Origin of the sequence: Escherichia sp. KTE114, assembly GCF_000407765.1 — a bacterium.
In the GTDB taxonomy this organism is placed as follows: Bacteria; Pseudomonadota; Gammaproteobacteria; order Enterobacterales; family Enterobacteriaceae; genus Escherichia; species Escherichia ruysiae.
In genome coordinates, this window is the sequence record NZ_KE136626.1 from 4,348,004 (window position 1) to 4,359,828 (window position 11,825).

Genomic DNA, 11,825 nt, shown 5'->3' on the forward strand with positions numbered 1-11,825 from the left:
TAATAAATATTGCCGTGGCATTATACAGAGCGTAACCGATTGCATCTACCCCTTTTTGCAAAAAATGCTTGCTATCCCCAGAAGGCGGGTTACTATCGATTGAATAACCTGCTGATTTAGAATTTGATCTCGCTCACATGTTACCGTCTCAATCCCCTGCAATTTTTACCGTTAGCCGCCTGAATCAAACGGTTCGTCTGCTGCTTGAGCAGGAGATGGGACAAGTGTGGATCAGCGGTGAAATCTCGAACTTCACACAACCGGCCTCCGGTCACTGGTACTTTACGCTCAAAGACGATACCGCCCAGGTTCGCTGCGCGATGTTCCGCAACAGCAACCGCCGGGTTACCTTTCGCCCACAGCACGGGCAACAGGTTCTGGTTCGCGCCAACATTACGCTGTATGAGCCGCGCGGTGATTATCAGATTATCGTCGAGAGTATGCAGCCAGCCGGTGAAGGCTTGTTGCAACAGAAATACGAACAACTAAAAGCGAAGTTGCAGGCAGAAGGTTTGTTCGATCAGCAACTAAAAAAACCGCTCCCCTCCCCCGCGCACTGTGTCGGTGTGATTACATCCAAAACCGGCGCGGCGCTGCACGATATTTTGCATGTGTTAAAACGTCGAGATCCTTCACTGCCGGTGATTATTTACCCTACCGCCGTACAGGGCGATGATGCGCCAGGGCAAATCGTTCGCGCGATTGAACTGGCGAACCTGCGTAACGAGTGCGACGTATTGATCGTCGGTCGCGGCGGCGGTTCGCTGGAAGATTTGTGGAGTTTTAACGATGAGCGTGTGGCGAGGGCGATTTTTGCCAGCCGAATTCCGATTGTCAGCGCCGTCGGTCATGAAACCGATGTGACGATTGCCGACTTTGTTGCCGATCTGCGCGCACCAACGCCCTCTGCCGCCGCCGAAGTCGTGAGCCGCAATCAACAGGAGTTACTGCGCCAGGTGCAATCTGCCCGCCAGCGGCTGGAGATGGCGATGGATTATTATCTCGCCAACCGTACCCGGCGCTTTACGCAGATTCATCACCGTTTACAGCAGCAACATCCGCAGTTACGTCTGGCGCGGCAGCAAACCATGCTGGAGCGACTGCAAAAGCGGATGAGCTTTGCGCTGGAAAACCGGTTGAAGCGGGCAGGTCAGCAACAGCAACGACTTGAACAACGTCTGAATCAGCAAAATCCTCAACCACGCATTCATCGCGCGCAGACTCGCATTCAACAACTGGAATATCGCCTGGCGGAAACTCTGCGAGCACAGCTTAGTGCCACGCGTGAACGCTTTGGTAATGCAGTGACACATCTGGAAGCCATGAGTCCACTGTCCACGCTGGCGCGTGGCTATAGCGTCACCAGCGCCGCCGATGGGACAGTGCTGAAGCAAGTTAAGCAGGTAAAACCCGGTGATACATTGACCACGCGTTTGAATGATGGCGTGGTGGTCAGCGTGGTGAGCGACGTGACGAAAACACGCAAATCACGCAAAAAAGCGGTGAACTCGTAGGCCGGATAAGCTGCGCCTGCATCGCATCCAGCAATATCACCATGCCAGCACCAGATGCAACCAGGCCATTATTGGAAACAGGTGGCAAAACCTGGTGTTTTACCCGCCTCAATACCACAATCCTGAGTACTATTTTGTTCAAACATGCCGCAATATAATACCCCGGCTCGATCGGTTGAAAAGTAAGGGAAGTTTTTAGGGGATGAGGGCCACCCTAACGAATTAAAGCTGTTAGATAACACCTCTAACTCGTTATATGTCGGCGCACTATCCATGCTACCGCACTGTTTCTTGATATCCCATTTTGACGAATCAACGACATGAGCAAGACCCCACGTTTCGTTATTGATATCAGGTGTCCCGGCTGCTTGTGCCCCAGAGGGTAATTCCGTCGACAGCAATGGTCGATGTAATGTTTTTCCATTCACCCCCACCGTATCCGCCATATGTCCCCAGAAATGAGCCGAGGAGACGTTCGGGCTGGTGATAACAGTGAAAATAGTGTCCATCGTCGCGTTGATGCTGGTGTTATCGGTCAGCGTCACCGTCAGCGGCGTTTTATATCCAGGCGTATTATCCTGTTTAATCATAAATGTCGCTGTACCGTCGGAACCGGTGGTTCCCTGGAGTGAATTACCACTATCAGTCATTATGACCGTCGCGCCAGTTGGCGGCTGAACGGTCAGATCATCCATTGCCGCCACATCGCCATATAAAGTCGCACCTGGGTTGCGCGGCGCTGCATCACCGCGTTTCAGGCTAAAGGCCACGTTTGACACTGGGTTCCCGGCGCTGTCTCTCACGGTGACAGTCACAGGCATAGATTCCCCTTTCTTCACTTTCGCAGCCTGAGTAGAAGAATCAAACGCTGGTGAGGTAAGTGTTACCACAGACACCGAAGCGTTAGGGTTCAGCAAGCAGGCCTGCAATGCGCGGCTTCTGTTCGCCGCCTCAGCCTGGCCATTATACAAATCGACAGTCGCGCATCTGTTGACTCCACTGGTATCACACGTTGAGTCCACTGCCCACCAGGCATACCCCGATGACTCCACCGGCCAGCCGGTATCAGCCATCAATGTTCCATTGGGATGACGGTTATACAGCGATATAAGTTGCTCGTTGGTCGGCCAGCGCGCGGCCTCACACGCCGCCGTGCCGCTACGTTCCCTTTCCTGAACAGTAGGCACAAGCCAACTTTCACTATTTAAATCCTTAACGTGAACGCCTGAGGTGTTCGTTAACTCAGCCTTTATTTTAGGCCGCACAAAAACGGTGCCATCTGCCGCCGTCACCGTTTCCCCCATATGCCCCCACATGTTGGCTACGCTAACGTCCGGGCTGGTGATAACCGTGAAAATCGCGTCCAGCGTGGCTGTTGGCATAGGGCTGAAGCCCAGTGCTTTTACGGTTATCGGCGTTCTAAGACCGGTCGTACTATCCTGGTGAAGATTCAGCGTCGCTTTACCCTGAGCATCAGTCTGAATAACCAGATAACTGGTATTACTACGACCATTCATGCTGGCGCTTTGTATGGTTTGTGCTGGGTTGAACGTATCAGCCACCAAATCATCCGTCGTTACCGTTTCGCTGAGCGATGTGCCCGCGCGATTGTAGCTGGCGGCACGCAAAATCCCTACCGACTCAAATGGTGCAGGCGAGCCATCCGCACGGGTCACAGTAATCGTCAACGGAAGCGGTGAGCCTTTATGTGCTTTCCCGGCCGGTAACGAACTATCCCAGTTTTCCTCCGCAGTGGTCAGGGTAATATTGCCCACCGACTCCACACTTTCCAGACAGGTCTGGAAGTTGAGCTCTGCAGAATCCGACGCGACATGTCCAGTATTCCCCACCTTGAGGTTAATATACTGATAATTAGGATTAACAGCGCCTGAACTGGAGACAACGCTTCGTGACCAGAAGTACGGCTTTGGCGCTGTTGACTTGTCAAGCGGCCAGCCCTGTGCCGTTTCAATCGTTCCTGAAGGGTATGCCTCATATAACGATTGCAGATCGCCAATAGACGGCAGTTTATCTTTACAACCTCCCTGCATACCACTCAGCGCATTATTGATAGTCAGTCGCTGCCAATATTCATTGTTAACAATAAGCCCATTGGAAGAACCGACTTCATCTTTTAACTGTGGGCGATGGAAGACTTTGCCGTTTTTAGCCGTTAAGGTCTCCGGCATATGACCCCAGAAGTTAGCTTTTGGCGTATCCGGGCTGGTAACGATCGTGAAAATCGCGCTCAGCGTATTCGAGATAATGCCGTTACCGTCATCAATTTCTGCGGTGAGCGGGATACGCGTACCGTCTCCCTTATATATCTGGCGTAGAATAAAAGTGACCGTACCGTCACCACTGGTCATGCTGTAATATTTATTTCCGTCATCAAAATAACCGTTGGAATTATTGTAACTGTCTTGCACATAAATCAGCCGTGACTGATTGGTAATCTTGCCGTTGTTGGTCGCATTTGAGGTTCGAGCCACGGTGAAACCATGATTCAACGTAATCGGCACATAACCTTTCGGATTTCCCTGGGCGTCGCGAGTGGTCACCGTCATGGTGATTTGATCCCCGGTATTGCTGTAGTCTGTTCTGACTTTTACTGCATCAAGGTTGTCATACTTTGCCGTTTTATCAGACGTTAATTCGATGGTGCTCACCTTCGGATTTGCCGTTGTCTGGCAGGTCAGATACCCTAACTCCGTGGATGCCAGACTGTAGCTGGTCCCGTCGCTCAATTGTACGCTTTTATATTTGCGATCCTCGATACTGTCTTTTTCCGGTGTGCTGGAGTCGTAACCTTTTTTTAGCAAGACAGGCCAGCCATCTACCGCATGTCCACGCCATTCACTGGAGAGTGTGAGTAACGCGTCCTGAGTCGGAATATAATCCGCGCCACAGCCGCCATTACTGGCCTTCGTCGCCTGATCTTCGGTAAACAGAGCCCAGCTTTCGTTATCCTCTACATCAGACTTACGTTTGGCGGCAGGGCTATCGGTTAGTTCCGTAAACAGAATCGGCCGTTTAAATGTCAGTCCACCTGCGCTCAACGTTTCCGGCATGTGGCCCCACATATTCGCTTTATCGGTATCCGGACTGGTAACCACGGTGAAAATGGTATCCATTGCAGCCTTTTTTGTCGGATCGGAATAGAGCGCGGCGGTGAGCGCCGTTTTCGTGCCGTGGGTATCCGGACGCGTAATATTGAGAATTTTACTTCCGTCGCTACCGGTTAGTGCCACATATGCTGTCGCTGTATCGTTGAGCACCATCTCATCAGGCAGACCCGCATCAACCACCACCGATGAAACAATCCCATCACCGCTACCTGCCGTATGACGTTCACCAGAACGGGTATATCCATCGCCACGTTTCAGGGTAAATGGCATATCTGCCATCGGGTTACCGGCAACGTCTTTGACCGTCACCTTCACCTGTAACGTCTCGCCCTTTTTCAGCTTTGCCGCATTAAGCGAACTATTCCACTGCGCCTGATCCACCACTTCCAGTGTAATGATGCTTGCGGGAGGGTTAGCATCTTTCAGACAACTCATATAAATCGAGTCATCGGCAGCATTCTGTACGTTCCCGTTATTCAACCAGACGGAGGCAAGGTGCGGAACTTTATCCATCGGCGTACCGCTCCAGTATTGTTCACGCAAGGTGGGCCAACCATGAACGGTTTGAATCGTATTGTTACTGTTGGCGTTGTACAGAGCGGTAAGCTGTAACTGGCGTGGCACTTTATTTTTCTCGCAACCGCCAGCCGCGATATTTTCGATATCAGACTGCGCCACACGCACCCAGGTTTCGTTATTTTCCACTAGTGAACGGTTTCCTGCGCTCACTTCAGAGAATAATTTCGGTCGCTTAAAAGTTATAGAATCCACAGTGATGGATTCGTCCATGTGACCCCACATTTGCGCACTGGCTACATCCGGGCTGGTGGGGGTAGTAAAAATCACGTTGTAGTTAACGGTATTGGGAACATAAGAGTTAGTCGGCGTGATATCCAGAGGAGTCCCCAGCCCAACGCCTTGCGGCTGCTCAATGTCCACCGTTGCTATACCTCGAGCGTCGGTTGTACCGGAATAGACAGTTGTGGGCTGAGAAGTACCGTAGAAAGTACCGTTCATCTCTATCGCGCCGCTGGTTGGATCATCAAACCCAGTAACCTGCCCTGGACGGTTATACCCCATGCCTTTGGTGATGGTGAAATTTGTAAACGGCACAGCCGCGTCATTTAATGCGTTATAGGTTCGCACTGTCATGACAATTTTTTCACCGACTTTAGCCTGCGCCCGGCTTCCAATAGCGACATCATGATCGGTCGTGACCGCCACCTGCGCGACCATTTCATTACCTGAACAGGAAAGGTAGTTTTGTTTAAAGCCAGAATAACTATCGACCAGCCCCGTTTTGAAACTGACCGATGAATGCGTCGCCTGCTCCACCGCGCTTAAGTAATCTTGTTTTGCCGTTGGCCAACCGTATTTTGTGCCTATAACATTAGCAGGATAAGCGTTGTACAGACTTTCCAGCGAACTCTGGCGCGGAATATGTCCCGTTCTACATTCCGCCTGCATAGAGCCATTTTGGTCAAACAGTGCCCAGTCTTCGTTATTTTCCCGCATAGAACCCAGTTCATGAGCAGTTTCATCCGCCAGCAGCGGGCGTTTAAAAACGCTACCAGATTCGATAATCCCGAGCATATGCCCCCACATTCTGGCCTTATCGCTGTCCGGACTGGTTACTACTGTGAAAATGACATCTTTCGCATCAGACGCAGTGAAGTCACTACGCATTCTCGCCGTAATATGGGTTTTAACGCCAGCGCCATCGGGCTGACTCAACCTCAATGAGGCCTGACCGTTAACATCTGTTATCCCTTCATAAGTATGCGCATCAACCTGGTGAAAATTGGCTCCTCCCGTTATTTGCACCGGATGCGCTTCCCATGCGTCGTCGGATTGATTCTTTCGGTTGATGCCATCATCCAGATGCAGCGAGAAATAGTAGTAAGCCAGCGGCTGACCATTATTTTTGTTATCGGTGATTGTCAGTCGCATAGAGGCATCTTCACCCACCTTAACCTTCATCGCCTGTACCGTTGAGTCATAGCTTGCAGGTGTGAGAATCAGTTTTGGTTCAACGTCCGGTGCCTCTTTATCCACACAGCTAACAATAAGTTTTGTATCGTCCGGTTTTTGCGCTTCGCTACGGTTAGACACATCTGCCGCATGATGCTGCCCGGTCATGCCCGCGAGGGATGACCAGTAATAATCTCCCTGCATCGGCCAGCCAGCGACTTCCTGAATTGATGTAGGAACCACCGTCGCCATCGCGCCAAACTGGCGCATACCAGGCAAAATATCGCAGTGATTATCTGCGCCACTCCAGGTGAAGGTTGACCAGGTTTCATTATGATCGTCGACGCTGCTTGCTTCATTATCGACTTCAGCCGCCAGTTTCGGACGGCTGAAGGTATAATCCCGAGCCTTGAGCGTATCCGCCATATGACCCCACATGTTTGCCTGTGGTACGTCCGGGCTGGTGAGAACGCTAAAAATGACCGCCGTTTCGCTGGTTTGGCTAATGCCAGACAGGCTTACGACCAGCGGCGTTTTTACGCCTTGCCCGTTCGGTTGAGCCACCGTTACCGTCGCCGTACCATTTTGATCCGTCGTGCCGTGATATTCCGTTGCCGTGGTGGTAAGCTCCGTACTCCCCAGTTTTACCGGACCGATGTTATTCACCACGCCCTGACGGTTTTCTGCATCCCGACGTTTGATAATAAAAGGAATATTTCCTGCCAGATTGCCCTGACAGTCTTTCGTCGTCACCGTTAGCGTAATTGAACCATCTACGGTCGTTTTTGCCGCTTTCAGCGTATCGTCATATCCGTTAGCGGTAATGGTAACCAGATCACCCTGTGCAGCCGCGATGTTCAGCGTCACTTTATTATCAACCAACGGCACTGACCCCTGATTAGGTACGCCCGTTAAGGTAAAGAGATAAAGTAAAGGTATCGTTTGTTGTTGGTCAATTCGCGGCCAGGCAACCAGAGAATGTCCAGCCAGATCCTGGGCACAAAATGACCTGTCTGGGCGCGGCTGTGGATCTAACGGCGTATCCGGCGTGGCGGCCTCAGCCCACACCAGAGAAACAGAAGGTGGATTTTGATTTTCCCAACGCAGCAGCGGTGGCGTGGCGAAAACGTCCCCTTCAGTATCCAGAGGGCTCAGTAAGATCATCTGCGTAGCCGTATCATCTACGCTAAATTCACTGGGTTTTGCAAAGGCCTGAACATCGTGAGGTTCTGTCGGTTCAAGCAGGGTGCTGCCCTGATAAACGGGTATACTGGCGCTCTCTGCCCCAGGCACAGTGCCATTGATTGCGTCGGTCGAGATACCCGTTTGTTGCCACTGGCCACCTTTTAACACTGCCGCTACCTGAAAAGAAAGGGAGAGCAGTAAAACCGCCGTTATCGCTTTTATCAGTTTCAAAGCCCCGCCCATAATTGAAACCTGCCCGTTTAAAGTTACTTTTTCACCTCAACCCACTTTGCTTAACGCAGGTTAAGCAAAGTGCGCGGAAAAGCACCATTCCCCTGGGGAATGGTGCCGGTGACGATTATTTTCTCTGGTAGTCGATGGACAAACCGTAGCCCTGAACACCATCTGCGCCAATTGTGAGGCCGCCTTCGCTGTAGTCGAACGCAGTCTTCGCTTCGGCATTGGTAACCGGGATAACCAGGTCGCTGTTGTTGTAGCTCGGGTTGACAATCCCCCCCGCCGTCCGCAACTGCAGACTGGTGCCGGTAAAGCGCCAGCGGTAGTTGTACTGGCTGGTAACCTCTTCACCCGTATCGTAGGAACCGTTGCTGTTTTTATCTTTCCACAGCATGACCTGATAGGTGGTATTCGTTTTAAGTTTGGTATCTTTGCCCAGCAGGTTGGTATTGACATCCTTCTCGTGAATGACAACTTTAACTGCGTCATCAAATACTGGCCCTTCAGGAATATCATCGCTGTCAGAACCACCGCCTGCATTAGTAGAGAGATCCAACAGCACCAATTGTTCTGCGACATTAGGGTCGCCGGTTGTCGTGGTTGGGGTAATTTTCAAACCGATATAGCGGTCAGCATCTGCTGCGGCAATAGTGTAAGTGTCACTGCCAGCAGTACCGATCTCCTTCGGATCGCCCCCCGCCTGGTCACTAAAGCTCATCCATTGCAGCGTCGCTTTTGTCGCGGTGTTGTTGTCATCAAGATCGCCCTGGGTATCGCCAATGGCCCAGTTTGCCGTTAACTTATCGCCAACATGAAATTGCTTTTCGCCATCCGTAGATGCAGTTCGACCACCGCGATCAACGGTTATGGACACATGAGATTTATCGGCGTCGGTGATTTCTGTCGCGCTACGGGTTATCCACGGCACTGTACCCTGAATCGTTCCGGTTGATTGCGTCTCTGATTGCCACTGGCCAGCTCTTAGATTGCCCTGCCCTTCTGCCATGGCGGCAGGTACTGCGCAGTACCCTGCCAGAGCCAGTGCCAGCGCGACTTTGGTCATCGGTCGCTTTAAATAATGTTTCATTCAACTCTCTCCTTGATTAATTTCCAGCGGCTGGCCGATCGGCCATTACGCCGATCTAGTGCTTGCTGTAAACCACACGTAATCCATATCCCTGCACGCCATCTTCTTTTTGAGCACCGAACTTCTGCACGGCCTCCTCGTTGGTGGCAGGGATAACGATATCTTCATTACTGGTATTTGTTTGGGCGCCGGTGTAGCCGTTAACGCTTTGCCCGGTAAATTCCCACTGGTAGTCGTATTGCGCCATATCTTCCTCGGTCAGTTTCTCCGACTGCTGGAAGACACCATCTTTATTGGCATCGCGCCACAAAACAAAGCGGTAGGCGTTATCTACAGGCAAATGCTCTTTCTCATTGTCGATAAGATTGACGGGGTTAGTCGCAGATATACGGTAGATAAACGCATTAACATCATTCCCCCCCGCACCAAGGAATGTCACATCCACATAGTTGCTGTCGTCATACGGAGCAGCTTTTGCTTTCCAACGGAAAGTGCCGGGTAACGTACTGGAGAGTGTAACGGTTCCTTTCTCTTTATCTTGCTTCGCGATAAAGACACAGGGGTTATCGGTTGAGCAGGGCTTATTGGCGAGCGTGACTTTTTTGTCTTGTGCATCATAAAGTTGTGGACTCAGACCATTGTCTGGAAGCGGATCACCGTTACGATCCGTGTCATCACCAAAGCTGTCGGTTATATCGAGATCCATCACCACGCCATCGACACCATCAGCCTGGGCGCTGGCTTCATGGCTGTGATTGTTCTCTTCTGGTACGTCAGAAATATTATTAACGATCAGCTCAATTTTACGGTCCTGCTGTACGGTAATTTCCACCACACCGGAGTTTTGCCGATGACCCTTTTCATCTTCCAGCGCCAGACGCACTCGCCAGGTGTTGAGCTTTTCTTGTTCGGCTTGATCAGAGCTGTATTGCCAGGCAGGCAACACCAGATTCCAGTGATTATTGTTACCCTCGGTGATGGTGTTGGCTTTCACCACAGGCATCACTAGCGTACGGGCGGCATTGTTTTTCGCCTGCCAGGAGGCGGCGACAATTTTATAGTGATGGTTGATCAGCGCATTAATGGTCCACTTACATTTTTCCAGCCCCACCGCAGCTTCTGGGGTGTCCTTGATAACACATTCCGGATGTTCGTTAGTGGAATCAGCCTTTAGCCAGAGCGTAACGTCGAGAGGGTCTTTTTCTTTATATTCCAGAACAATAAAATTATTACGCTCAACAAAGTCATGTCGGCTACCCATCAGCGAGTGGGCTGCTTTGACATTATCGCTATTCAGTTGATCTTTAAGTGGTACACCGAACTGATAGTTAACAGTAGCGTTAATACTAAGATCACTGTTATCTCCAGTGCCTGCTTTATATTCCGTCCCGACTGACAATAACGGAACTGGTTGATAGTTAACTCCAAGCGTCACCGCATACGGATCTTTCTCTAAATTATCAGTGCCGAACAGCGCAACTTCGTCACCATAATATTGCTCGAAAACAACTTTGCCCCCCAACTGTGGATAAGAAGGTAGCCAGGCTTCCGCACGAACATCCCAACCACGCGCAGGTCGTTCTAAATAGAAGTCGAAATCTTTTGAGTCTTTCCAGTCAGAAAGTGGATGGTAATAGTTACCAGAAAGCTTTAAATAATCCGTCCAGGCTTCAGTCCCTAACCCTAAACGGCGATGTCCGCGAGTGAAATCATAATCGTAAAATATATTTCCACCCAGAAGCCATTTATCAAAATTATGCCTCCCCCCAAAACCTATATTACCTATCGTGCGTTCCTCTTTACGTTGAGCGGATAACTGGCTGAAATAAACGCTTTTTTGATTGTCATATAAAGGAACAAAATAGTCGATTGAACTACCGTCCAGCGAGCCATCCTGACCGATAGAAAGATTTGAGCGGACTTTACCGTATGGAGAAAGCGCACCTTCAATATAAGACTGTGCAGATGAGGTGATTTGCCCTTGCAGATAGCTTCTGGCCTGGGATTCCAGAGCTTCTGGGGTCAGGTTCTCAAACCCCTGCTGGGCGGATTCGGCGACGTAGTTGGCACCACGCTCTTTGAAGGATTTACCTTTATTATTTTGTTCTTCTTGTAAGGCTGCTTCGCTTCCCAAATCCGGTAATGAAGAGTCACTTTGCTTAACCTTTATCTCTGGTGTCGCATAAGCAGCACCAGAGATAAAAATTAGCATAAAATAGCGTATCCATCGCAACATGCCTTTTCCCTGTAACGATTTTATAATCTGAAATTAGCTTCGGCATTGTATTCCAGATAGTTCAGAGATTGCACACCAGAAATGCTAAATATATTCTTAAAGTTATAATAATGGGAGTTTGTTCACTCTAATTACGTGTTAAAGTAATAGAAAATAGCTCATAAAATTTATACCGGGAATATATAAAAGAAAAATATATATTCCCGTGATATTAAGCAGTGGTAAATTCAACGCGTTTTTTAGAAATTAAACCGTGTCCATTCTGGCAGAAATAATCCACCGCGCCACAGGCTTTTAATACCTGTAACGGCTGATGACAGTCAGGGCAAAGCGCCTGAACAGTGAAATCTTTATCGCAAGTTGTGCAGTGAGCCGTCTCGCCATTGCGTTCGAGAGGGCTTTGGCAGACTGGGCAGTTGAGTTCCATATTTCTTCCTCGCGATTGGTTGGGTTTCCCTTCCTGGATG

The 11,825-nt window shown here is 50.1% G+C and carries 5 protein-coding genes; 1 reads left to right on the top strand and 4 read right to left on the bottom strand.

Annotated elements, in window-relative coordinates; all coding sequences use genetic code 11:
* The first annotated feature begins 137 nt into the window (after positions 1-137).
* Positions 138-1,514, top strand: coding sequence for an exodeoxyribonuclease VII large subunit (xseA, locus tag WC5_RS00660; RefSeq protein WP_000937958.1), 1,377 nt, complete (start codon positions 138-140; stop codon positions 1,512-1,514).
* 68 nt (positions 1,515-1,582) lie between these two features.
* On the opposite strand, the gene WC5_RS00655 is transcribed toward xseA, so the two are convergent.
* The 4 genes from WC5_RS00655 to WC5_RS00640 form a co-directional block, all read right to left on the bottom strand.
* On the bottom strand, positions 1,583-8,041 hold the full coding sequence (locus tag WC5_RS00655; protein ID WP_016231843.1) for an adhesion domain-containing protein: 6,459 nt from the start codon (positions 8,039-8,041) through the stop codon (positions 1,583-1,585).
* A 115-nt stretch (positions 8,042-8,156) separates the two neighbouring features.
* On the bottom strand, positions 8,157-9,122 hold the full coding sequence (locus WC5_RS00650; RefSeq protein WP_000683615.1) for a SinI family autotransporter-associated protein: 966 nt from the start codon (positions 9,120-9,122) through the stop codon (positions 8,157-8,159).
* Between the two features lie 55 nt (positions 9,123-9,177).
* Positions 9,178-11,358 carry an intimin-like inverse autotransporter SinH gene (gene sinH, locus WC5_RS00645; RefSeq protein ID WP_000946973.1) on the bottom strand — a complete coding sequence of 727 codons (2,181 nt, stop codon included), beginning with the start codon at positions 11,356-11,358 and terminating at the stop codon, positions 9,178-9,180.
* Positions 11,359-11,569: 211 nt separating this feature from the next.
* Positions 11,570-11,785: a zinc ribbon domain-containing protein gene (locus WC5_RS00640; protein WP_000422360.1), complete on the bottom strand. Its 216-nt coding sequence runs from the start codon at positions 11,783-11,785 to the stop codon at positions 11,570-11,572.
* Between the last annotated feature and the right edge of the window lie 40 nt (positions 11,786-11,825).